Consider the following 23657-nt stretch of genomic DNA (forward strand, 5'->3'; position numbering starts at 1 on the left):
GGTCAGGAGACCCGGCGGACCACGTAGGCCGCGCCCCGGTCCGCCGGCTCCTCGCCCACGTACTCCTGGCCGCGCATCTCGCACCAGGCCGGGATGTCCAGCCGGGCCGCCTCGTCGTCGGCGAGGACCCGTACCGTGCCGCCGACCGGCACCTCGCCGAAGACCTTGGCCAGCTCGATCACCGGTACGGGGCAGCGCCGGCCGAGCGCGTCCACGACCCGGTCGGCCCCCGCCCCCGGTGCCCCGGCCGCGGCGGCCGGCGCCCCCAGCCGGGACCGCACCTCGGCCACCGTGCCCGGCAGCACCTCCAGGAAGCGCTCGACGTCCTCGGCGGAGGTGCCCGGCGGCAGGGAGACACGGACGTTGCCCTCGCTGAGCACGCCCATCGCGCGCAGCACATGGCTCGGCGTCAGGGTGCTGCTGGTGCAGGACGAGCCGGAGGAGACCGAGAAACCGGCCCGGTCCAGCTCGTGCAGCAGGGTCTCCCCGTCGACATAGAGACACGAGAAGGTCACGATGCCGGGCAGCCGGCGCTCCGGATCGCCGACCACCTCCACGTCCGGCACCAGGGCGGGCACCCGGGCCCGGATGCGCCCGGTCAGCTCCCGCAGCCGGGCCGCCTCCCGCGCCGCGTCGGCCCGCACCGCCCGCAGCGAGGCGGCGGCGGCCACGATCGCCGGGATGTTCTCGAAACCGGCCGACCGCCCCGACTCGCGCTCGTCACCCGGCCCCGCGGGCGCGAACCGCACGCCCTTGCGCACCACGAGCAGCCCGACCCCGGAGGGGCCGCCCCACTTGTGGGCACTGGCCGCGAGCAGCGACCAGGCGCCCGGCACCGGGCCCCAGCCCAGCGACTGGGCCGCGTCCACCAGCAGCGGCACGCCCGCGGCCCGGCACGCCTCGGCCACCTCGGCCACCGGCTGCTCGGTGCCCACCTCGTGGTTGGCCGACTGGAGGCACGCCAGGGCCGTGCCGGGGCGCAGGGCACCGGCGTACGCCGCCGGGTCCACCGCGGCCGTGCGGTCCACGGCGAGCCGGGTCACCGTGCCGCCGGCGGCCTCGTGCGCCTCGGCCACATGGAGCACGGACGAGTGTTCGACGGCTGACACGATGAGGTGGTCGCCGGTGCGGCGGCGGCCGGCCAGCGCGCCCGCGACGCCCTCGTGCACCGCGCGGGTGCCCGAGGGGGTGAACACCAGCTCGTCGGGGCGGCACCCCACCGCCTCCGCGGCGGCCTCGCGGGCCGCGTCCAGCAGCATCCGGGCCCGCCGGCCCTCCCGGTACAGCCGCGCGGGATCGGCCCAGCCCTCGTCCAGGGAGGCCAGGAGCGCCTGGCGGGCGACGGGGTGGAGGGGGGCGGCGGAGGCGGCATCGAAGTAGGACACGCCCCCACGCTACGACGCCCGCACGCGGCGGTGACGGGCCCCGGCGGGCCGCCGCGGGCCCGGGGAAGGCTTCCGGCGGGCGCCCGGGGGAGCGGTTCCGGTTCACCCGGAAGGGGGCGGGGGTCCCGTACGGGCGCGTGCCCGACACCCCGTCACATGCGGTTCCGGCCCCGGCCGTCCCACCCCTTCGGGGTGACCCGCCGCGCGTATGGCACCCTCCCCGCGACCCGCCGGAAGGCGTCCAGTAGGGTTTGGTCCGCATAAACATCAAACCCCTGCCCGACGCAGGGCGGCGACCGACCAGCGAGAAGGCCGCAGCCAACCAGCGCGGGCGAGACTCTCGGGAAGGCGCTACGTGAGTCCCAACGGCTCCGACCGCTCGCCGCGGCGCCCGATGCGGCGGAAGCTGCTGCAGGCAATGACCGCGGGCCTGGTCCTGGCGACCGCCACCGGTTGCACATACAAGGACTTCCCCCGCCTTGGCATGCCCACCCCGACCACGGAAGAGGCTCCGCGGATCCTCTCCCTGTGGCAGGGGTCCTGGGCTGCCGCGCTCGCCGTCGGCGTGCTGGTGTGGGGCCTGATCCTGTGGAGTGCTTTCTTCCACCGGCGCAGCCGCACCAAGGTCGAGGTTCCACCGCAGACCAGGTACAACCTGCCCATCGAGGCGCTGTACACCATGGTTCCGCTCGTCATCGTCTCGGTGCTGTTCTACTTCACCGCCCGTGACGAATCCGAGCTCATGAGCCTGAAGAAGCAGCCCGACGTCACCGTCAACGTGGTCGGCTTCCAGTGGAGCTGGTGCTTCAACTACGTCGAGAACGTCGAGGGCTCCACCGGCGACGCGAAGACCTCCAAGGAACTGGACGGCATCCCCGACCGGTTCAAGGCGGAGTTCCCCGCGAACGCCGGCGGTGCCTACGACTGCGGAATCCCTGGCACGCGGAACCCGCAGAACAACAACCCGGGCCCGACCCTCTGGCTCCCCAAGGGCAAGACGGTCCGCTTCGTCCTGACCTCGCGGGACGTCATCCACTCCTTCTGGGTGGTGCCGTTCCTGATGAAGCAGGACATCATCCCGGGCCACACCAACGCCTTCGAGGTGACCCCCAACAAGGAGGGCACCTTCTTCGGCAAGTGCGCCGAGCTCTGCGGCGTGGACCACTCCCGGATGCTGTTCAACGTGAAGGTCGTCTCCCCTGAGCGCTACGAGCAGCACCTCAAGGACCTCGCGAAGAAGGGGCAGACCGGTTACGTTCCCGCCGGCATCGCGCAGACGAGCCACGAGAAGAACCGGGAGACGAACAACCTGTGAGCATCCTCAATGAACCCCAGGGTGCCTCGGCGGCTGTGGACTCGTACGAGAACGAGCTGCCGGTACGGCGCAAGCAGCCTGGCAACGTCGTGGTCAAGTGGCTGACGACCACCGACCACAAGACGATCGGCACGCTGTACCTCGCGACGTCGTTCGCCTTCTTCGTCATCGGCGGCGTGATGGCGCTCGTGATGCGCGCCGAGCTGGCCCGTCCGGGCACGCAGATCATGTCGAACGAGCAGTTCAACCAGGCGTTCACCATGCACGGCACGGTGATGCTCCTGATGTTCGCGACGCCGCTCTTCGCGGGCTTCGCGAACTGGATCATGCCGCTCCAGATCGGCGCCCCCGACGTCGCGTTCCCGCGGCTGAACATGTTCGCCTACTGGCTCTACCTGTTCGGCTCGCTGATCGCGCTGGGCGGCTTCCTCACCCCGCAGGGCGCGGCCGACTTCGGCTGGTTCGCCTACTCGCCGCTGACCGACACCGTGCACTCGCCGGGCCTGGGCGCGGACCTGTGGATCATGGGTCTCGCCTTCCAGGGCTTCGGCACCATCCTCGGCTCGGTCAACTTCATCACCACGATCATCTGCATGCGCGCACCCGGCATGACGATGTTCCGCATGCCGATCTTCACCTGGAACGTCCTGCTGACCGGTCTGCTGGTCCTGCTGGCCTTCCCCGTGCTGGCCGCCGCGCTGCTGGCGCTGGAGGTGGACCGCAAGTTCGGTGCCCACATCTTCGACTCCGCCAACGGCGGGGCCCTGTTGTGGCAGCACCTGTTCTGGTTCTTCGGCCACCCCGAGGTGTACATCATCGCGCTGCCGTTCTTCGGCATCGTCAGTGAGATCGTCCCGGTCTTCTCCCGGAAGCCGATCTTCGGCTACATGGGCCTGGTCGGTGCGACGATCGCGATCGCGGGTCTGTCCATCACGGTGTGGGCCCACCACATGTACGTGACGGGCGGCGTACTGCTCCCGTTCTTCGCCTTCATGACCTTCCTGATCGCGGTCCCGACCGGAGTGAAGTTCTTCAACTGGGTCGGCACCATGTGGAAGGGCTCCATCAGCTTCGAGACACCGATGCTGTGGTCGGCCGGCTTCCTGGTCACCTTCCTCTTCGGTGGTCTGACCGGTGTCATCCTGGCCTCGCCGCCGCTGGACTTCCACGTCTCCGACTCGTACTTCGTGGTGGCCCACTTCCACTACGTCGTCTTCGGCACCGTGGTGTTCGCGATGTTCGCCGGCTTCCACTTCTGGTGGCCGAAGTTCACCGGCAAGATGCTCGACGAGCGCCTGGGCAAGATCACGTTCTGGACGCTGTTCGTCGGCTTCCACGGCACCTTCCTGGTCCAGCACTGGCTGGGCGCCGAGGGCATGCCGCGCCGGTACGCGGACTACCTGGCGGCCGACGGCTTCACCTTCCTGAACACCGTCTCCACCATCGCCTCGTTCCTGCTGGGCCTGTCGATCCTGCCGTTCTTCTACAACATCTGGAAGACGGCCAAGTACGGCAAGCCGGTCGGCGTGGACGACCCGTGGGGCTACGGCCGTTCGCTGGAGTGGGCGACCTCCTGCCCGCCGCCGCGGCACAACTTCCTCACCCTGCCGCGCATCCGCAGCGAATCCCCGGCGTTCGACCTGCACCACCCGGAGATCGCCGCCCTGGACCAGCTCGAGAACACCGGTCACGGTGACAAGGCCCTCGCCGGCGGCAAGGAGGCGGGCAAGTGAAGATCCAGGGCAAGATGTTCCTCTGGCTGAGCGCCTTCATCCTCGTCGTGGCGATCGCCTACGGCGCGTGGTCGAAGGAGCCGGCCGGTGCCACCATCCTCTTCCTGGCCTTCTGCCTGTGCCTGATGGTCGGCTTCTACCTCGGCTTCACGGCCAGGCGGGTCGACGTCGGCGCCCAGGACGACACGGACGCGGACGTGGCCGACGACGCCGGCGAGGTCGGGTTCTTCAGCCCGCACAGCTGGCAGCCGCTGGGCCTGGCGTCCGGTGTGGCGCTCGGCTTCATCGGCATCGCCGTGGGCTGGTGGATCATGTACTTCTCCATCCCGATCATCGTGATCAGCATCTGGGGCTGGGTCTTCGAGTACTACCGGGGCGAGAACCGCACCCAGTAGGCACCCGGCACCGCCCGGCACCGAGGGGCCCGGACACTCCGTCAGGAGCGTCCGGGCCCCTTCGCGTGCCCCGCCCGCGCTCACTCGCACGGGCTACCACGCGGTGCCGCCGCCGACGTCCCTCCCTAGCGTGAGGCCATGAGCAAGACGGTTCACCTCCCCGGGCCGGGGCGCACCGCCCTCGGCTGCACCCTGCTGGTGATCGCCCTCGGCGCGAGTGTGGCCGCGTGCGACAGCGACGGCAGCCCGCTGTCGGCGGGCCCCTACGACGCGGCGGGCCAGATCTCGTTCAACGGACCCAAGGACGCCGGGAAGAAGGCCGACCCGGACACCCCCCTGGAGGTCGTCGCCGAGGCCGCCGGCGGACGCATCACGGACGTCACGGCGATGGACGCCGCGGGCCGCCACGTGGCGGGCGAACTCGCCGCCGACGGCGCCCGCTGGCACAGCACCTCGCCGCTGGCCGCCAACGCCCGCTACACGGTGCGCGTCTCCACCGAGGACGGCTCCGGGGCACCCGGCCGCAAGGTCCTCGCCTTCGAGACCGGCACCCCCGCCGCCAAGAAGACCCTGGACGTCGCCTTCGGCCCCAAGGCGGGCACCTACGGCGTGGGCCAGCCCGTCACGGCCGAGCTGAGCGAGCCGGTCAAGGACAAGGCCCAGCGGGCCGTGGTGGAACGCGCGCTCAAGGTGCGCTCCACGCCCGCGGTGGAGGGCTCCTGGCACTGGGTGGACGACAAGAAGCTGCACTACCGCCCCAAGGAGTACTGGCCCGCCCACGCCACCGTGGACGTCCGCTCCACCCTGGAGGGCATCAAGATCGGCGATCGGATGTGGGGCGGCGAGACCAAGCCGCTGACGTTCCGCACCGGCGACAGCGTCGTCGCCGTCACCGACGCCGCCGCGCACACCCTCACCGTCTACCGGGACGGCGAGGAGGTCCGGCAGATCCCGGTCACCGCGGGCAAGCCCGGCTTCGAGACCCGCAACGGCGTCAAGGTCGTGCTCGGCAAGGAGCCCTTCGTACGGATGCGCAGCAGCACCGTCGGCATCGCCGAGGGCTCCTCGGAGTCGTACGACCTGCCGGTGTACTTCGCCACCCGGGTCACCTGGAGCGGCGAGTACGTGCACGCCGCGCCCTGGTCCGTCGGCTCCCAGGGCTCGGCCAACGTCAGTCACGGCTGCGTCGGGATGAACACCTCCAACGCCGAGTGGTTCTTCGACACGGTGCAGGAGGGCGACATCGTCAAGGTGATCAACTCCGGCGGCGACACCATGGAGCCCTTCGGCAACGGCTTCGGGGACTGGAACCTCGACTGGGACAAGTGGCGCGAGGGCAGCGCCCTGTCGGGCGGCCAGGGCGCCGCCCCGGACCCGCAGGACGGGGCCCGGCTGCGACCCGCCGCGGCGTGACGGCGCGGCGCGGAACGCCCAGGACGCCGCCCAGGGGCCCGCGGGACGGTACGGGCACTACGGGCCCCGGGCGGCCTCCCGGGGCCCGCAGGGGCGTCCTAGGCGCTCTGCAGGCGCTTCTGCCGCAGCAGGGAGGCGAGGGCGGAGGCGAACTCCACCGGTTCCACCGGAAGGGTCACGGCGGACTCCGCGCGGCTCCAGGTGGCGAGCCAGGCGTCCTGGGGCCGCGCGATGAGCAGCAGCACCGGCGGGCACCGGAAGATCTCGTCCTTGATCTGCCGGCACAGCCCCATGCCGCCCATGGGCACGGCCTCGCCGTCCAGGACGCAGACGTCGATGCCGCCCTTGTCCAATTCCCTGACGACGGCGGCCGGGGTGGCGCACTCCAGGAACTCGACCACGGGCACGTCCGGCGCCGGCCGCCGTCCGGTGGCGAGCCGCACTTGTTCGCGGGTGTTGGAGTCGTCGCTGTAGACCAGCACCGTGGCGGTCGCCTGCATGCTTCCTCCGATACGTCGGTAGCCCGTTGGGGCGGATGCTACTCCCTCGCACCCCTTGTCAACAGCGGTCCGCACCGGGCTTCGACAGGCCGTTCGGTGGGCCATACGGGCAGTCCAGAGGGGGCGGACACTCCGAACGGCACCCCCCGGGGTGAGGGCGGGATAAGCGACCGACATAATGTCGGTCGTGGCGACAGCAACGACAGTAGACACCGGGCACGCGCACCCGTCGGTCAACCGACCGAACCTCACCAGCGTCGGAACCATCATCTGGCTGAGTTCCGAGCTGATGTTCTTCGCGGCCCTCTTTGCGATGTACTTCACCCTGCGATCGGTGACCGGCCCGGACTTCTGGTCCTCGAAGGCCGACGCGTTGAACTTCCCGTTCTCCGCGACGAACACCACGATCCTGGTGCTCTCCTCCCTCACCTGCCAGCTCGGCGTGTTCGCGGCCGAGCGCGGTGACGTGAAGAAGCTCCGGATGTGGTTCATCGTCACCTTCGCGATGGGGTCGATCTTCATCGGCGGTCAGGTGTTCGAGTACACCGAGCTCGTCAAGCACGAGGGCCTCTCGCTCTCGTCCGACGCCTACGGCTCGGTGTTCTACCTGACCACCGGCTTCCACGGACTGCACGTGTTGGGCGGACTGTTCGCCTTCCTGCTGGTCCTCGGCCGCACCTACGCGGCCCGGAGGTTCACCCACGATCAGGCGACCGCCGCCATCGTCGTGTCCTATTACTGGCACTTCGTAGATGTCGTGTGGATCGGCCTCTTCGCCACGATCTACATGATCAAGTAGTCGCGGCACGCACCCGCGCAATACCAGAAGCATCGACGCAGAAGATCCTGACACCGGGGTAATCCGTGAAAAAGCTCTCCGCACGACGACGCCATCCGCTGGCGGCGCTCGTCGTCCTACTCCTCGCGCTGGCATGCACAGGGGGGCTGTACGCCGCGTTCGCACCCGCGAGCAAGGCGCAGGCCGATGAAACCGCCCAGTCCCTCGCCATCGACGAGGGCAAGAAGCTCTACGCCGTCGGCTGCGCCAGCTGCCACGGCACCGGAGGTCAGGGCACCACCGACGGCCCGAGCCTGGTCGGCGTGGGCGCCGCGGCCGTCGACTTCCAGGTGGGCACCGGCCGGATGCCGGCCCAGCAGCCGGGCGCGCAGGTCCCGCGCAAGAAGGTCATCTACTCGCAGGCCGAGATCGACCAGCTCGCGGCCTACATCGCTTCGCTGGGTGCCGGTCCGGCCGTCCCGACGAAGGAGCAGTACGGCCCGCAGGGCGCGGACATCGCCAACGGCGGCGCGCTGTTCCGCAACAACTGCGCCCAGTGCCACAACTTCACCGGCAAGGGCGGCGCGCTGACGCACGGCAAGTACGCCCCCGGTCTGGAGGGCGTGGACCCGAAGCACATCTACGAGGCCATGCAGACCGGCCCGCAGAACATGCCCTCCTTCCCCGACCAGACGCTGTCGGAGCAGAACAAGAAGGACATCATCGCCTACCTGAACGCGGTCAACGGCGAAGACACCGAGAGCCCCGGCGGTCTCAGCCTCGGCGGACTGGGCCCGGTCAGTGAGGGTCTGTTCGCGTGGCTGTTCGGACTGGGCGGGCTGATCGCGGTCGCCGTCTGGGTCGCCGCTCGGACCGCAAAGGCCAAGAAGTCATGAGTAGCAACCAGATTCCCGAAGAGAACCTGCCCGCTGAGCAGGACGCCCCGCACGGTGCGGTCCGGGTCGCGGACGAGGAGAACCCGTTCGCGGACCCCGGTCTGCCGCCCCACGAGCACCGGGTGCAGGACATCGACGAGCGGGCCGCCAAGCGGTCCGAGCGCACGGTGGCCCTGCTGTTCACGGTCTCGATGCTGGCCACCGTCGGCTTCATCGCCGCGTTCGTGGCCATCCCGCACGACAAGTCGATCTACGTGTGGCCGCTGGGGCACCTCAACGCGATGAACTTCGCGCTGGGTCTGACCCTCGGTGTCGCGCTCTTCACCATCGGCGCGGGCGCGGTCCACTGGGCCCGCACCCTGATGTCCGACGAGGAGATCGCCGATGAGCGTCACCCGATCGAGGCGTCGCCGGAGGTCCGGGCCAAGGTCCACGCGGACTTCAAGCAGGGCGCGAAGGAATCGGCGATCGGGCGCCGCAAGCTGATCCGCAACACCATGCTCGGCGCGCTCACCCTGGTTCCGCTCTCCGGCGTCGTGCTCCTGCGCGACCTCGGCCCGCTGCCCGGGACCAAGCTCCGCCACACCATGTGGTCCAAGGGCAAGCTTCTCGTCAACATGAACACGAACCAGCCGATCCGTCCCTCGGACGTGGTCGTCGGTTCGCTCAGCTTCGCCATGCCCGAGGGCATGTCGGAGCACGACGAGAACTTCCAGTCCGAGATCGCCAAGGCGGCTCTGATGATCGTCCGGCTCCAGCCGGGCGACATCAAGGACAAGCGCGAACTCGAGTGGTCGCACGAGGGCATCGTGGCGTACTCGAAGATCTGCACCCACGTCGGTTGCCCGATCTCCCTGTACGAGCAGCAGACGCACCACGCGCTGTGCCCCTGCCACCAGTCCACCTTCGACCTCTCCGACGGCGCCCGAGTGATCTTCGGTCCCGCCGGTCACGCCCTGCCGCAGCTGCGTATCGGTGTGAACGACGAGGGCTACCTCGAGGCGCTCGGCGACTTCGACGAGCCCGTCGGTCCTGCCTTCTGGGAGCGCGGATGAGTACTGCACCGAGCACTGAGGCCCGCTCTCGCGGGAAGTCCCCGGCCGGCGAGCGCGTCGCCGACTGGGCGGACGGGCGGCTCGGGATCTACTCCCTGGCCAAGGCCAACATGCGCAAGATCTTCCCCGACCACTGGTCGTTCATGCTGGGCGAAGTGTGCATGTACAGCTTCATCATCATCATCCTCACGGGTGTGTACCTGACGCTGTTCTTCCACCCGTCGATGAACGAGATCACGTACCACGGCTCGTACGTGCCGATGCAGGGCCAGCTCATGAGTGAGGCGTACGCCTCCACGCTGGACATCAGCTTCGACATCCGCGGTGGTCTGCTCATCCGGCAGATCCACCACTGGGCGGCGCTGATCTTCCTCGCCGGCATGTTCGTGCACATGATGCGCGTCTTCTTCACCGGCGCGTTCCGCAAGCCGCGCGAGGTCAACTGGCTGTTCGGCTTCCTGCTGTTCGTCCTGGGCATGTTCACCGGTTTCACCGGCTACTCGCTCCCGGACGACCTGCTCTCCGGCACCGGTGTCCGCTTCACGCAGGGCGCGATCCTGTCCGTGCCGATCGTCGGCACGTACATCTCGATGTTCCTGTTCGGCGGGGAGTTCCCCGGCCACGACTTCGTGGCCCGGTTCTACTCGATCCACATCCTGCTGCTGCCGGGCATCATGCTGGGCCTGATGGTGGCCCACCTGATCCTGGTCTTCTACCACAAGCACACCCAGTTCGCCGGGCCGGGCAAGACCAACAAGAACGTCGTCGGCATGCCGCTGATGCCGGTCTACATGGCCAAGGCCGGAGGCTTCTTCTTCCTGGTCTTCGGTGTCATCGCGGCCATCGCCGGCATCGTGACGATCAACCCGATCTGGGGCATCGGCCCGTACCGGCCCGACCAGGTCGGCACCGGCGCCCAGCCGGACTGGTACATGGGCTTCGCCGAGGGCCTGGTCCGCGCCATGCCGGGCTGGGAGATCAACTTCTGGGGCCACACCCTGGTCCTGGGCGTGTTCATCCCGCTGGTCGTCTTCGGTCTGTTCCTGGCCGTGATCGCCCTGTACCCGTTCATCGAGTCCTGGGTGACCGGGGACAAGCGCGAGCACCACATCCTGGACCGCCCGCGCAACGCCCCGACCCGCACGGCCGTCGGCGTCGCCTGGATCACCGGCTACCTGATCACGCTGATCGGTGGTGGCAACGACATCGTCGCCACCCACTTCCACCTGTCGATCAACGCGGTCACCTGGTTCGTCCGGATCGGGTTCTTCCTCGGACCGGTCGTGGCCTTCGTGGTCACCAAGCGGATCTGCCTCGGCCTCCAGCGCCGGGACAAGGAGAAGGTGCTGCACGGCCGCGAGGCCGGCGTCATCAAGCGCCTGCCGCACGGTGAGTTCATCGAGGTCCACGAGCCGCTCAGCCAGGAGCAGCTCCACACGCTCACGGCGCACGAGCAGTACCGGCCCGTCGAGCTCGGCCCGACGGTGGACGAGAACGGCGTCGAGCGCAAGCCCAAGGCCACGGAGAAGCTCCGGGCCAAGATGAGCAACGCGTACTTCGGCGAGGACTCGCAGATCCCGAAGCCGACCGTCGAGGAGTACAAGGAGATCACGAGCGGCCACGGCCACCACTGACGCTCCCGCGTCGCCACACCTGCCGAGGGGTCCCGTCCGGTCTGCGGACGGGGCCCCTCGGCCGTGTCCCCGGCTGGATAGGGTGGGGGGCGCCGGAGCACTCGCGTGCCCTCCGGCGGACACGGTTTCCCGACCCACACACAGGAGCGGCTGATGAGCGCTGTGACCCCCGCTGGAGGCGACACCGCGGCGGGCCGCTCCTGGCCCGCCCTGCTGAACGGACTGCTGGACGGTCACGACCTGACCGCCGACGACACCGCCTGGGCCCTCGACGTGATCATGCGGGGGGAGGCGACCGACGCGCAGATCGCCGGGTTCGCCACCGCGCTGAGGGCCAAGGGCGAGACCGTCGAGGAGATCTCCGGACTGGTCCGCACCATGTACGCGCACGCCCGGGTGATCGAGGTGCCGGGGGAGACCGTCGACATCGTCGGCACCGGCGGCGACGGTGCCAAGACGGTCAACATCTCCACCATGTCCGCGATCGTCGTGGCCGGCACCGGGGCCAAGGTCGTCAAGCACGGCAACCGGGCCGCTTCCTCGGCCTCCGGCGCCTCCGACGTCCTGGAGAAGCTCGGCGTCAACCTGGAACTCGGCCCGCGGCGGGTCGCCGAGGTCGCCGAGGAGGCCGGGATCACCTTCTGTTTCGCGGTGAAGTTCCACCCCTCGCTGCGGCACGTCGCGGCGGCCCGCGGACAGCTCGGCATCCGTACGGTCTTCAACTTCCTGGGTCCGCTGACCAACCCCGCGCACGTCAAGGCACAGGCGATCGGCGTCGCCGACGCCCGGATGGCCCCGATCATCGCCGGGGTCTTCGCCGAGCGCGGCCACTCCTCCCTGGTCTTCCGCGGTGACGACGGCCTCGACGAGCTGACCACCACCGCCACCTCCCGGGTCTGGGAGGTGCGCGACGGCAAGGTCACCGAGGAGCACTTCGACCCGCGGGACGTCGGCATCGAGCCGGTGCCGGTGGAGGCGCTGCGCGGCGCCGACGCCGCCTACAACGCCGACGTCGCCCGCCGCCTGCTCCACGGCGAGAGCGGCCCGGTCCGCGACGCGGTCCTGCTCAACTCCGCCGCGGCCCTGGTGGCGCTGGAGCCGGGCGCCGGCCCGCTCGCCGAGCGGCTCCGGGCGGCCATGGACCGGGCCGCGGAGTCCGTCGACTCGGGCGCCGCCCGCCGCGTCCTCGAACGCTGGGTCACCGCCAGCAACGCCTGACACCCCGTCCGCCGGGCCGGCCGGCGTCCCGCGCTCCGGACCCGGGTTGCGGGAGGCGGGCCGGCTCGCGTACGTTCCCTTCCAGGTCATGAGTGACAGTCACACGGCCCCGGCCGACTGTCCGGCAACCCTCCGTCCGTGGCGGGGTGCCCCGGGTGAAGACCAGGCCGTGGACAGCAGGGTCCATGGCAAGCGCGGACCCCTCGCACTCCTTCGAGTGACACCGCCAGGGGTCCTGGTCGTACGAGGGAGCCTTCCGTGAGCAAGCGAATGCCGTAGGGGCCGTCGTCGCCTCGTGCCGTGCCCCCGTGCCCCGCACCCCCGACGACGCCCCCGGGCCCGCCGTCACGGTCCCCTCCCGCCCGCTTTCACGGTCCGCCGTCCCCGCGCCCCGCGCGCCGGTTTCGTGCCGTCGGCCTCGCGTGGGCGTGCGCCGGGACCGCGCCGGAGGGCCCGGGGCCGCAGCGCCCCCGCCGCGCGTCCTCCTCCCCCCTTCTGCCCCTTCCGACCCTTCCGCGCCCGGCCGCAGCGCCCGCGCGAAGGGTCCGCCTGTCCTCACGGGAGTACACCCATGACCACCGCCACCGCCCCCGCCACCGCGACCTCCACGGCCGCCCCCGCCGGCCCGCTCCCGGTACTGGGTCTCGACGTCGCCGTCCCGCTCGTGACCGGCGGCGAGATCGGCTACGCCGCGCTCGACTACGCCGCCAGCGCCCCCGCGCTGCGCCGGGTCTGGGACGACGTGGCCGCCTACGCCCCGTACTACGGCAGCGTGCACCGCGGGGCCGGGCACCTGTCCCGGCTGTCGACCGAACTGTTCGAGCGGGCCCGCCGGACCGTCGCCGAGTTCCTCGACTGCCGCCCCGGGGACCAGGTCGTCTTCACCCGGTCCACCACCGACTCCCTCAACCTGCTCGCCGCCGCCCTGCCCCGCGACTGCCGGGTCTTCGTCTTCGAGACCGAGCACCACGCGGCGCTGCTGCCCTGGCGCGGCGCCCCCGTCACCGTGCTGGACGCCCCCGACAGCCCCGGGCGGGCCGTGGAGATCCTGGAGCGGGCCCTCGCCGACCGCGCCCCCCACGGCCCCGCCCTGGTCTGCGTGACCGGCGCCTCCAACGTCACCGGCGAGCTGTGGCCGGTGCGCGAACTGGCCGCCGCCGCCCACGCCCACGGTGCCCGCGTCGTCCTGGACGCCGCCCAGCTCGCCCCGCACCACCCGGTCAGGGTCCGCGACCTGGACGTCGACTGGGTCGCCTTCTCCGGGCACAAGCTGTACGCGCCCTTCGGCGCGGGCGTGCTGGCCGGCCGCGCCGACTGGCTGGGCGAGGCCGAGCCCTACCTCGCCGGGGGCGGGGCCAGCCGGACGGTGGCCCGGCGGGCCGACGGCACGCTGGAGGTCGAGTGGCACGACGGCGCCGCCCGGCACGAGGCCGGCTCGCCCAACGTGATCGGCGCCCACGCCATCGCCTCCGCCTGTGAGGCGCTGACCGAGGCCGGCTTCGACGCCCTGGTGGCGCGGGAGCGGTACCTGCTCGGCCGGCTGCGGGCGGGGCTGGCCCGGGTGCCCGAGGTGCGGGTGCTGTCCCTCTTCGGCGACAAGGCGCCCCGTGTCGGCGTGGTCTCCTTCGTCGTCGAGGGCTGGAACGCCTCGCACTTCGCCGCCGCGCTCTCCGCCGAGTACGGCATCGGCGTGCGCGACGGGCTGTTCTGCGCCCACCCGCTGGTGCGCGCCCTGCTCGGCGGCGGGGCGCAGGCGCCGGGCGGCTGCGGTGCGGCGGCGGAGCCGGGAGGCGGGGAGGGGCCCCTGCACGCGGTGCGGGTCAGCTTCGGGGCGGGCACGCCCGAGGAGCACGTCGACCGGTTCGTCGAGGCCGTGGGGCGGCTGGTGCGCGAGGGTGCCCGGTGGAGCTACCGCACCGAGGACGGGCGCTGCGTGCCCGAGGCTCCGGCGGCCTGAGCGGGGCGGACCGGCCGGGGCGCGGCGGGGGAGCGGGTCAGTTGTCCAGCCCGATGGCGAAGGCCGCCTCCAGGTCGTGCTGGGAGTAGGTGCGGAAGGCCACGTGCGTGTCCGTGGCCTCCACTCCGGGGATCTTGCTGATCCGGCCCGGGATGACCTCCGCCAGGTCCTCGTGCCGGCGGACCCGGACCATGGCGATCAGGTCGTAGGTGCCGGTGACCGAGAAGACCTCGCTGACGCTCTCCAGCGCGGCGATCCGCTCCGCGATCTCGGGAATCCGGTCCACGCTGGTCTTGATGAGGACGATCGCGCTGATCACGGCTGGTTCTCTCCCTCGGGGGCCGTCGCTGGGACGCCCCCAACTCTAGTCCCCCGCCCGAAGCGCACCCAGGCGTAGAGGAAGCCGAGCCCGAAGCCCACCAGGTGGGCGAGGTAGGCGACGCCGGGCCCGTCGCCGGCCCGCCCCGCCGCCAGCGCCTGGAGCCCGGCCCAGAAGGGCAGCACCACCCAGGCCGGGAAGCGCAGCGGCACGAAGAACAGGAAGGGCAGCAGGCTGGTCACCCGGGCCCGCGGGAAGAGGAGCAGGAAGGCGCCGAGCACCGCCGAGATCGCCCCCGAGGCACCCACCAGGGACTCCTCGGAGGAGGCGTTGGCCACCGCGTACCCCAGCAGGGCGAGGCTCCCGCAGCTCACGGCGAACACCGCGAACCCGAGCCGGCCCATCCGGGCCTCGGTCATCACGCCGAAGACGTAGAGGAACAGCATGTTGCCGAGCAGGTGCACCCAGCCGGCGTGCACGAAGAGCGCGGTGACCGGCGTGAACACCGCACCGGGTGAGCCGTCGAACAGCTCTGCGGGGACCACGCCCCAGCGTCGGAACCAGGCGCGCTGCGCGGTGAGCAGCGCCTCCCCGGCGCCGTACCCCGGATTCAGCCCCGAGGCCGGGCTGACCAGGAACGACACACAGCACAGCGCGATCAGCCCGTAGGTCACCGGCGCCGCCCGGCACCGGGAGGTGCCGTCGTCGCCGCCCGTCCGGGCTTTCCTCAGGGCCCCCGGCCTCCAGTTGCGGAACATGGACACAGAGCATGACGTAACCGGGCACAACCGCCCGGACCGCCTCGCCGCCGTGGACACGCGGGCGACGGGTACCCGCCAGGCCGTAGGGTTACGAGCCAGACGCACCGGACGGTCCGGCGCGTCCTCCGGACCGGAAGAGAGCGAACCGCGACGATGACCGTTCCCCTGCCGACCGAGACGACACGGTGGCGCTGCACCCTCTGCGGCAACCTCACGCGCTTCGACGTGACCCGCGCGTCGAAGGTCGTCGAGTACGTGCACCTCGATCTGGCCGGTGAGCCGAAGGTCGAGGAGCGCGAGGTGCTCAGTGAGACCATCGAGTCGGTGCGGTGTCGCTGGTGCAATGCCGTGGACCAGGTGGAACTCGTGGACAGGCCGGGCGCCGGCTCCTGATGAGGGGAGCGGGCCCGGCCGGCGGCGGCCCCGCAGGGGACCGTCCTCAGGGATGGGGGTGACGGATGGCGCAGACGCAGAGCGGAGAGCCGGGCGACGGCGCCGCCGAGGTGCTCGACCGCCCGCTGCCCGACGGGGTGCGCCGCCGGGTCGTGCAGATCGTGTCCGACGGTTTCGGCGGGCTCACCCTCGGTGAACTGCCCGCCCAGCTCCGGCAGTACGCCCGCTTCACCCCGACCCGCCGGATCCGCTTCGCGGGCAACGCGATGGCCGCCGCCGTGGAGGGCGACCCGCTCTTCCGCGGGCGCGTCGGCGAGAAGTTCCGGGAGGCGCAGCCGGAGCTGGCCGGCGCCCTCGACGCCGGCTCCCCGCCCCCGGCCGCGGACCCGCTCGACGTGGCGGCCGCGGCCTACGTCCTGCGTCCGCCGGGCTGGGTCAAGCTGGTGGCGGCGGCCGGTGAGGAGGCGCTGCGCGCGGACGCGGAGCGCGCCGGCGAGGAGAGCCGGGCCGAGCTGGAACGGCTCACCGGCGAGCTGGCCCGCGCCCGGGAGCACACCCGCGCCGAGACCGAACGGCTGCGGACGGAGCTGGACGCGGCGCGCAAAGAGTCCGACGCGCTCCACCGCAAGCTGCGGGCCGCGCTCAGCGACGTGCGGCGCGGCGAGGCGGCGCTGCGCAGGATCCGGACCGAAGCGGACGCCGTCCGCGCCGACGCCCAGGCGCTGGTCTCCGCCGCCGAGAGCGAGAACCGGCGCCTGAAGTCCCGGCTCGGGGAGGCGGAGGCGGCCCTGGAGGCCACCCGCAAAGCGGCCCGTGAGGGGCGCAGCGTCGAGGACATGCGGGTCCGGCTGCTGCTCGACACGCTGCTCGACGCGACCCAGGGGCTGCGCCGCGAACTGGCGCTGCCCCCGGTCTCGGTGCGGCCCGCGGAGACGGTGGACGCGGTCGAGCCCGGCCGGATGTCGCCGAAGGACATCGCGGCCCGTGCCCTGTCCGAGCACGACCCCGCCATCCTCGACCAGTTGCTGGCGCTGCCCCAGGCGCACCTGGTGGTCGACGGCTACAACGTCACCAAGACCGGCTATCCGCAGATGCCGCTGGAGAAGCAGCGGCTGCGGCTGCTCGGCCAGCTCTCCCAGCTCGCCGCGCAGACCGGCGCCGAGACGACCTGTGTCTTCGACGGCGCCGAACTGGCCGCGCCCGTGCTGCTCGCGCCGCCGCGCGGGGTGCGGGTGCTCTTCTCCAAGCCCGGGGTCACCGCCGACGAGCTGATCCGCCAACTCGTGCGCGCCGAGCCGCCGGGCCGGCCGGTCGTCGTGGTCTCCACCGACCGCGAGGTCGCCGACGGGATCGCGCGGGCGGGCGCGCGGCCGGTGGCCTCGGCGGTGCTCCTCAAGCGCTTCTCGCGCGGCTGACCCCGCGGCCCGGCGGTCCGGCCCGGCGGGGTGCCTTCCGCGTGCCGTGCCGTGAGCGGTGTGTCCCAACAGCCCCTTACCTCACTGCCGTGCCTTAAGGGCCGCTTGGCCGACTTTGACGGACATCTGGGCGACGGTGAGTCAAGCCAAGGTGACGCGCGGTGAGTTGAAGGCAAAATATGTCTCGGCTGCCTCACATTTTTCACCTGAGGATTTGAACTGATCACAAGTGGGTCACTAGGGTCGGCTCGAACCTTCGCTCGGGTGATCGCTCACAAGGGGTGAGTGACGGCGAAGGGCACCGCCCGCCGGCGTGTCGGTAGGCGGCTGGAGGAAGAAGGAGCTCGCCTCCGTGGCGTCCCACCGTCGTCCCAAGCAGCCGAGCCGCGCACGAGTGACCGTGCTCACCACCGCTGCCGCCGCCGCTGTCGCCCTGAGCTCGCAGGCCGCCAACGCCGCCCCCAGTGAGAAGCCGAGCAAGGACGAGGTCAAGGCCAAGGTCGACAAGCTCTACCAGGAGGCGGAGCAGGCGACCGAGAAGTACAACGGCGCCAAGGAGAAGCAGGACAAGCTCCAGAAGGAGATCTCCACCCTCCAGGACAACGTCGCCCGCGGCCAGGAGGAGCTGAACAAGCTCCGCGACGGCCTCGGTTCGATGGCGAGCGCCCAGTACCGCACCGGCGGCCTCGACCCCTCCCTCCAGCTCTTCCTCTCCGCCGACCCGGACGACTACCTCGACAAGGCGTCCACCCTGGACCAGCTCAGCGGCCAGCAGGTCGAGGCGCTGAAGAAGATCCAGGAGAAGCAGCGCGACCTCGCCCAGCAGCGCGCGGAGGCCTCCGACAAGCTCAAGGACCTCTCCTCCACGCGCACCGAGCTGGGCAAGAAGAAGAAGGAAGTCCAGGGCAAGCTCTCCTCCGCGCAGAAGCTCCTCAACAGCCTCACCGCCGCCGAGAAGGCCGCCCTCGCCGAGGAGGAGACCCGCGCCAGCCGCGACAGCGAGCGCCAGGTGCTCAGCGGTGGCGGCGGCAGCACCGACACCGGCTCGGCCGGCGGTTCCGTCTCGGCCTCCGGCCGCGCCGGGGCGGCCTTCTCCGCCGCGCAGAGCAAGATAGGCACCCCGTACGTCTACGGCGCCACCGGCCCCTCCTCCTTCGACTGCTCGGGCCTGACCCGCTGGGCCTACGCCCAGGCCGGCGTCGGACTGCCCCGCATGTCCCAGGACCAGGCCAACGCCGGCACGCGGATCTACTCGGTCAACCAACTCCAGGTCGGCGACCTCGTCTTCTTCTTCAACGACATCCACCACGTCGGCCTCTACGCGGGCAACGGCCAGATCCTGCACGCCCCGCGCACCGGCACCGTGGTCCGCTACGAGTCGATGAACACCATCGGCGGCCCGTTCATGTTCGGCGTGCGCGTCTGACCCACCGGGCACGCGCGCCCCAAAGGCCTCCCCCATACCGCCCGTTCGGGCGAATCACGCTGCGGTACTTCGACCCCCGCCCCGCCGGTGACCTGCGTCAGCGGCGGGGCGCCGTGTCGCGGGCCGCCCACGGTCGTTGGCCTCCGCCGCCCCGCGGGGCTACTGTCTGCCGCGTTTCCCCGTCCGCCAGCGGAAGGAGTGCGGCTTCCCGTGGGGTCCCATCGCCGTCTTGCGCCGTCCGGCCCGCGCCGCGGCCCGGCCGCCGCCCGTCCGGCACCGACGAGATCCGCTCCGCCGGCCCACCGCGGGCTCACCGGCGCGGCCGGCCTGCTCTCCGTCGCCGCCGCCGTCCTGGGCGCCGTACCGGCCGCCGCCGCCCCGCACGAGGACACGCGGGCCGAGGTGGACCGCCTCTACACCGAGGCCGAACGGGCCACCGAGGAGTACAACAAGGCCGACGAGCGCGCCGAGGAACTGCGCGAGCGGGTCGACACCGCCCGCGACGCGGTCGCCCGGCAGCAGGACCGGGTCAACGGCCTGCGTGAGACGCTCGGTTCGCTCGCCGGAGCCCAGTACCGCTCCGGCGGCCTCGACCCCTCGCTCGCCCTGCTCCTGTCCGCCCACCCGGACGACTACCTCGACCGCGCCCTCGCGCTGGACCGCGTCAGCACCCGGCAGGCCGGCGAGTTCGGGCAGCTCCGGGACGCGCTGCGCCGGCTCGCCCAGGACCGCTCCGAGGCCACCGCGCGCCTCGCCGAACTGGAGGAGAGCCGCGAGGCGGTCGCCGCCCACAAGCGCACCGTGGAACGCAAACTGGGCGAGGCCCGCCGCCTGCTGCTCTCCCTGCCGCCCGGCGAACGCGGCGCCCTCGACCGCGCCTCCCGCTCCGGCCGCGACGACCTGCCCGGCCCCGACGGTGCCGCCCCCGCCTCCGGACGGGCCGCCGCCGCCCTCGCCGCCGCCCGCTCCGCCCTCGGCAAGCCCTACATCTGGGGCGCCAACGGCCCCAGCGGCTTCGACTGTTCGGGACTGACCCAGTGGTCCTACGCCCAGGCCGGGATCAGCCTGCCGCGCACCTCGCAGGAGCAGCGGTACGCGGGCCGGCAGGTCCCGCTCTCCGAGGCCCGCCCCGGCGACCTCGTCGCCTACCGGGACGACGCCAGCCACATCGCCCTGTACGTCGGCGGCGGCCAGGTCATCCACGCGCCCCGGCCCGGTGCCCCGGTGCGTTACGACCCCGTGGGGATGATGCCGGTCTCCTCCGTCACCCGGGTCTGACCCGGGCGGCCCGCGGCCCCCTACGATCGGGCGATGACCGGCAGACGGCGGGTACGCCGCACCTCGGCGGCGGCCCTGTGCCTGCTGCTCGCCGCCCCCGCCTGCGGCGGCCCCGTCACCGACCCCGAACTCGCCGGGGTGCAGCGGCTGCTGGACCGGCGCGCGGCGGCCGTCCTCGGCCACGACCGCGCCGCCTACGCCCGCACCGGCGCCCCGGCCGGCTTCGACGCCCTCGGCGCGGTGCCGCTGGCCGCCTGGTCCTACCGGGTGACCCGGCTGGAACGGGACGGCGACGCCGCCACCGCCGAGGCCGACCTGCGGTACCGGGTCGAGGGCTACGACCCCGGCGCCGTCACCGCCCGCCGCACCGTCCGGCTGGTCCGGGACGTCGGCGGACGGTGGTCCGTCGCCGGGGAACGCCCCGCGCCCGGCGCCGGGGAACAGCCCTGGGACCAGGGCGAGGTGCGGGCGGTCCGCGGCGAACGCGGCCTCGTCCTCGGAGTCGGCCGCGGCGCCGGGGAACTGCGCGGCCTCGCGGACCTGGCCGACCGCGCGGTGCCGGCCGTGTCGGACGCCTGGGGCGAGGACTGGCCCCGGCGGGTCGTCGTCCTCGTCCCGCGCTCGCTGGAGGACATGGCCCGCCTGCTCGGCTCACCGCCCTCCGCCTACCGGGACATCGCCGCGGTCACCACCGGGGTGACCGGCGGCCGGGAGCCCGCCCCCGCCGACCGGATCATCGTCAATCCCGAGGCGTACGCGCTGCTCGGCGACCGGGGACGGCAGGTCGTCCTCACCCACGAGACCGCCCACGTGGCCACCCGGCACGCCACCACCGCCGCCACCCCGCTCTGGCTCTCCGAGGGGTACGCCGACTGGGCCGCCTACCGCGGCGGCCCCTCCGCCCCGGCCGAGGCGGCCCCCGAACTCGCCCGCGCGGTCCGGGAGGGGCGGGCGCCGGTCCGGCTGCCGGCCGACGGCGACTTCGGGCCCGACGGCGGCCCGCGGGCCACGGCCCGCGCCTACGAGGGCGGCTGGCTGGCCTGCCGGATGATCGCCGACCGGTGGGGCGAGGACCGGCTCGACGCCTTCTACCGGGCCGTGGGCGCGCACGGACACCGCGAGGGCGCGGTCGCCGAGGCACTGGACACGGTGCTCGGCACCACGCCGGAGCGGTTCACCCGGGACTGGACACAGTACCTGCGCGCGTCCCTCGCCTGAGCGGCCCCCGGGGAGCCGCCCGCGCGCCCCGGGGCCCGGCGCCCCCGCTCACGGCGCCGCCGGCGCCTCGCCCGCCCGCTCCGGCGCCGCGGCGGCCGGCCCCGCCTTGCGCACCGTGTCCCGCCACAGCGCCCGAGCCGCGGTGAGCGTCGCCGCCACCAGCAGCCCGTTGCGCACGAACAGCAGTGTCACGCCGAGCGGGTCGCTCGCCACCACGTGCCCGAACCAGACCGGGAACTCCAGCACCGTCACCGCGCTCGCCGCCAGCACCAGGACCGCCGGCACCCGCATCCGCCCCGCCCGCCGGCACCGGCACACCGCGGCGAGGGCGATCAGCCACACCAGGTACTGCGGGCTGAGCACCCGGCTGGTCACCGTGAACAGCAGCACCGCCACGAACGCCGCGTCCGCCACCGCGTGCGCCGGGAACCGCGAGGCCGCCACCCGCCACATCAGCAGCCAGCCGAACGCCACCCCGGTCAGCGCCAGCGAGAGCGTGCCCAGCAGGTCCACGTACGGACCGAGGAACTCCACCGAGCCGTAGTGGAGCAGCACCTCGCCCTCCCAGCCGGCGTGCCGGGCCACGTGCAGCACCAGCGCCGCCAGGGACTCCACCTCCACGCCCCGGTCCCGCTGGAACCTCAGGAAGGCGAAGGCCCCCGGCATCGTCACGGTGAACAGCGCCGCCACCGCCGCCGCGGCCAGCACCGCCGCCACCCACGCCCCGCGCCGGCGCACGCCCACCAGCAGCAGCGCCGGCCACACCTTGAGCATCGCCCCGAAGCCGGCCAGCGCCCCCGCCACGCGCGGATGCCGGCCGGCGAGCAGCAGGGCCGCCACCGCGACCGCGGCGACCATCACGTCGTAGCGGGCGTACACCGTCGGGCCGAGCAGCGGGACGCCCGCCACCCACACCCACAGCCCGGCCGCGGACCCGCCCGGCCGCCGGGCCGCGCAGCCGAGCATGGCGAGGACGGCGAGGTCGGCGGCGCAGGCGAGGACGAAGAAGGCGGTCGGGTAGTCGAGGAAGGGCAGCAGGTCCGGGGAGAGCACGGCGAACGCGGCGCCGGGCGGGTACTGCCAGGTCACGTCGTGCTGCGGGAAGGTGCCGGTGCGCAGCACGTGGTGCCAGTCCTGGTAGATCACCGACACGTCGCTGGTGACGTCCGGCCCGGGGAAGGCCCACACGCCGAGCACGAAGAGCAGCAGCGCCGTCCGGGTCGCCGCCCACACCGCCGCCGGCACCGCCCGGGAGCGCAGCGCGTCCGTCGTCCTCACCGTGCTCCCGCCGTCCGCGTGCCGTCCTGGTGGGGCCCCATGATGTCCCGTACGACGGCGCCGGTGCCACCGACGCGGCCGGGACCGGCCCCGGCCCGCCCGTTCGGTAGGGTCGGCGGCGATGCGCAAGACCCTGATCGTGACGAACGACTTCCCGCCCCGCCCGGGCGGCATCCAGGCATTCCTGCACAACATGGCGCTGCGCCTGGACCCCGAGCGGCTGGTCGTCTACGCCTCCACCTGGAAGCGGGGCCGGGAGGGTGCCGAGGCCACCGCCGCCTTCGACGCCGAGCAGCCCTTCACGGTCGTACGGGACCGGACGACGATGCTGCTGCCGACGCCCGCGGCGACCCGGCGGGCGGTGGCCCTGCTGCGCGAGCACGACTGCGAGTCGGTGTGGTTCGGGGCGGCGGCGCCCCTCGGCCTGATGGCCCCGGCGCTGCGGCGGGCGGGCGCCCGGCGGATCGTCGCCACCACCCACGGCCACGAGGCTGGCTGGGCCCAGCTTCCCGCCGCCCGGGGGCTGTTGCGGCGCATCGGGGAGTCGGTCGACACCGTCACCTACCTCGGCGAGTACACCCGCTCGCGGATCGCGGGCGCGCTCACCGCCGAGGCGGCGGCCCGCATGGCGCACCTGCCGCCGGGCGTCGACGAGAAGACCTTCCACCCCGGTTCGGGCGGTGCCGAGGTGCGGGCCCGGCTCGGGCTGACCGACCGGCCCGTGGTGGTCTGCGTCTCCCGGCTCGTGCCGCGCAAGGGCCAGGACACGCTGATCCGCGCCCTGCCCGCGATCCTCGCCGCCGAGCCGGACACCGTGCTGCTGATCGTCGGCGGCGGCCCCTACGAGAAGGAGCTGCGCCGCCTGGCCCACGAGCGGGGCGTCGCCGGCTCCGTCCGCTTCACCGGCGCCGTGCCCTGGTCGGAACTGCCCGCGCACCACGGCGCCGGGGACGTCTTCGCCATGCCCTGCCGCACCCGGCGCGGCGGCCTCGACGTGGAGGGGCTCGGCATCGTCTACCTGGAGGCGTCCGCGACCGGGCTGCCCGTCGTCGCCGGGGACTCCGGCGGCGCCCCCGACGCGGTCCTCGACGGCGAGACCGGCTGGGTCGTGGCGGGCGGCTCCGCCGAACAGGCCGCCGAGCGGATCGTCGCCCTCCTCGGCGACGCGGAGCTGCGCCGCCGGATGGGGGAGCGGGGCCGGGCCTGGGTCGAGGAGGCCTGGCGCTGGGACCTGCTCGCGGAACGGCTCCGCGACCTCCTCTGACCGGCGGGCGGGGCCGGCGGGCCGCG

General features: G+C 72.7%; 21 protein-coding genes and 1 riboswitch. Of the genes, 16 read left to right on the forward strand and 5 right to left on the reverse strand.

The features are described from left to right. Positions 1-2: 2 nt before the first annotated feature. Positions 3-1385, reverse strand: a complete 1383-nt coding sequence (locus tag VM636_RS22220; protein ID WP_053912586.1) for a cysteine desulfurase/sulfurtransferase TusA family protein — start codon at positions 1383-1385, stop codon at positions 3-5. Between the two features lie 355 nt (positions 1386-1740). Here VM636_RS22220 and coxB point away from each other — a divergent pair, with 355 nt between their 5' ends. The 4 genes from coxB to VM636_RS22240 all read left to right on the forward strand — a co-directional run bounded on the left by coxB (position 1741) and on the right by VM636_RS22240 (position 6241). Further along, on the forward strand, positions 1741-2700 hold the full coding sequence (coxB, locus tag VM636_RS22225; RefSeq protein ID WP_030417789.1) for a cytochrome c oxidase subunit II: 960 nt from the start codon (positions 1741-1743) through the stop codon (positions 2698-2700). Beyond that, positions 2697-4433 (forward strand): cytochrome c oxidase subunit I, encoded by a 1737-nt coding sequence (gene ctaD, locus VM636_RS22230; RefSeq protein WP_030417790.1) that lies wholly within the window; start codon positions 2697-2699, stop codon positions 4431-4433. Before coxB ends, ctaD begins: the two co-directional genes overlap by 4 nt. After that, complete coding sequence (locus VM636_RS22235; protein ID WP_030417791.1) at positions 4430-4828, forward strand: cytochrome c oxidase subunit 4; 399 nt, start codon at positions 4430-4432, stop codon at positions 4826-4828. Before ctaD ends, VM636_RS22235 begins: the two co-directional genes overlap by 4 nt. Before the next feature lie 138 nt (positions 4829-4966). Then, positions 4967-6241 (forward strand): Ig-like domain-containing protein, encoded by a 1275-nt coding sequence (locus tag VM636_RS22240; protein ID WP_030417792.1) that lies wholly within the window; start codon positions 4967-4969, stop codon positions 6239-6241. A gap of 98 nt (positions 6242-6339) precedes the next feature. Here the strand turns inward: VM636_RS22240 and VM636_RS22245 are convergent, their stop codons facing one another. Continuing rightward, the gene (locus VM636_RS22245) at positions 6340-6741 is read right to left on the reverse strand and encodes a response regulator transcription factor (protein WP_030417793.1); all 402 of its coding nucleotides are present in this window, start codon (positions 6739-6741) and stop codon (positions 6340-6342) included. A gap of 178 nt (positions 6742-6919) precedes the next feature. Between VM636_RS22245 and VM636_RS22250 the strand changes: the two genes are divergently transcribed. The 6 genes from VM636_RS22250 to VM636_RS22275 all read left to right on the forward strand — a co-directional run bounded on the left by VM636_RS22250 (position 6920) and on the right by VM636_RS22275 (position 14279). Continuing rightward, complete coding sequence (locus VM636_RS22250) at positions 6920-7540, forward strand: heme-copper oxidase subunit III (protein ID WP_030417794.1); 621 nt, start codon at positions 6920-6922, stop codon at positions 7538-7540. A 65-nt stretch (positions 7541-7605) separates the two neighbouring features. Then, complete coding sequence (locus VM636_RS22255; RefSeq protein WP_030417795.1) at positions 7606-8415, forward strand: c-type cytochrome; 810 nt, start codon at positions 7606-7608, stop codon at positions 8413-8415. Further along, positions 8412-9470 carry a Rieske 2Fe-2S domain-containing protein gene (locus VM636_RS22260; protein WP_030417796.1) on the forward strand — a complete coding sequence of 353 codons (1059 nt, stop codon included), beginning with the start codon at positions 8412-8414 and terminating at the stop codon, positions 9468-9470. Before VM636_RS22255 ends, VM636_RS22260 begins: the two co-directional genes overlap by 4 nt. After that, positions 9467-11104 (forward strand): cytochrome bc complex cytochrome b subunit, encoded by a 1638-nt coding sequence (locus tag VM636_RS22265; RefSeq protein WP_030417797.1) that lies wholly within the window; start codon positions 9467-9469, stop codon positions 11102-11104. Before VM636_RS22260 ends, VM636_RS22265 begins: the two co-directional genes overlap by 4 nt. A gap of 153 nt (positions 11105-11257) precedes the next feature. Further along, complete coding sequence (gene trpD / locus VM636_RS22270; RefSeq protein WP_030417798.1) at positions 11258-12322, forward strand: anthranilate phosphoribosyltransferase; 1065 nt, start codon at positions 11258-11260, stop codon at positions 12320-12322. Positions 12323-12406: 84 nt separating this feature from the next. Next, a riboswitch (SAM riboswitch) is annotated at positions 12407-12523 on the forward strand. 370 nt (positions 12524-12893) lie between these two features. Beyond that, positions 12894-14279 carry an aminotransferase class V-fold PLP-dependent enzyme gene (locus tag VM636_RS22275; protein ID WP_053912587.1) on the forward strand — a complete coding sequence of 462 codons (1386 nt, stop codon included), beginning with the start codon at positions 12894-12896 and terminating at the stop codon, positions 14277-14279. A gap of 37 nt (positions 14280-14316) precedes the next feature. Here the strand turns inward: VM636_RS22275 and VM636_RS22280 are convergent, their stop codons facing one another. Both VM636_RS22280 and VM636_RS22285 read right to left on the reverse strand, forming a co-directional pair. Then, a complete protein-coding gene (locus VM636_RS22280; protein ID WP_030417800.1) occupies positions 14317-14598 on the reverse strand; it encodes an Lrp/AsnC ligand binding domain-containing protein in 282 nt (93 codons plus the stop codon). Beyond that, on the reverse strand, positions 14595-15356 hold the full coding sequence (locus VM636_RS22285) for a rhomboid family intramembrane serine protease (protein ID WP_078962483.1): 762 nt from the start codon (positions 15354-15356) through the stop codon (positions 14595-14597). Before VM636_RS22285 ends, VM636_RS22280 begins: the two co-directional genes overlap by 4 nt. A 156-nt stretch (positions 15357-15512) precedes the next feature. Here VM636_RS22285 and VM636_RS22290 point away from each other — a divergent pair, with 156 nt between their 5' ends. The 5 genes from VM636_RS22290 to VM636_RS22310 all read left to right on the forward strand — a co-directional run bounded on the left by VM636_RS22290 (position 15513) and on the right by VM636_RS22310 (position 21089). After that, entirely contained in the window at positions 15513-15752 is a 240-nt protein-coding gene (locus tag VM636_RS22290) for a hypothetical protein (protein WP_030417802.1), read from the forward strand. Positions 15753-15817: 65 nt separating this feature from the next. Continuing rightward, a complete protein-coding gene (locus VM636_RS22295) occupies positions 15818-17167 on the forward strand; it encodes an NYN domain-containing protein (RefSeq protein WP_030417803.1) in 1350 nt (449 codons plus the stop codon). Positions 17168-17519: 352 nt separating this feature from the next. After that, the gene (locus VM636_RS22300) at positions 17520-18593 is read left to right on the forward strand and encodes a C40 family peptidase (protein ID WP_030417804.1); all 1074 of its coding nucleotides are present in this window, start codon (positions 17520-17522) and stop codon (positions 18591-18593) included. Positions 18594-18803: 210 nt separating this feature from the next. After that, on the forward strand, positions 18804-19871 hold the full coding sequence (locus VM636_RS22305) for a C40 family peptidase (RefSeq protein ID WP_030417805.1): 1068 nt from the start codon (positions 18804-18806) through the stop codon (positions 19869-19871). Positions 19872-19904: 33 nt separating this feature from the next. Next, positions 19905-21089 (forward strand): hypothetical protein, encoded by a 1185-nt coding sequence (locus VM636_RS22310; protein WP_053912588.1) that lies wholly within the window; start codon positions 19905-19907, stop codon positions 21087-21089. 48 nt (positions 21090-21137) lie between these two features. On the opposite strand, the gene VM636_RS22315 is transcribed toward VM636_RS22310, so the two are convergent. After that, positions 21138-22367 carry a glycosyltransferase 87 family protein gene (locus tag VM636_RS22315; RefSeq protein ID WP_053912589.1) on the reverse strand — a complete coding sequence of 410 codons (1230 nt, stop codon included), beginning with the start codon at positions 22365-22367 and terminating at the stop codon, positions 21138-21140. A gap of 121 nt (positions 22368-22488) precedes the next feature. Between VM636_RS22315 and VM636_RS22320 the strand changes: the two genes are divergently transcribed. Then, the gene (locus VM636_RS22320) at positions 22489-23631 is read left to right on the forward strand and encodes a glycosyltransferase family 4 protein (RefSeq protein ID WP_030417808.1); all 1143 of its coding nucleotides are present in this window, start codon (positions 22489-22491) and stop codon (positions 23629-23631) included. Positions 23632-23657 lie beyond the last annotated feature (26 nt).

This window comes from Streptomyces sp. SCSIO 75703 (assembly GCF_036607905.1).
Classification (GTDB): domain Bacteria; phylum Actinomycetota; class Actinomycetes; order Streptomycetales; family Streptomycetaceae; genus Streptomyces.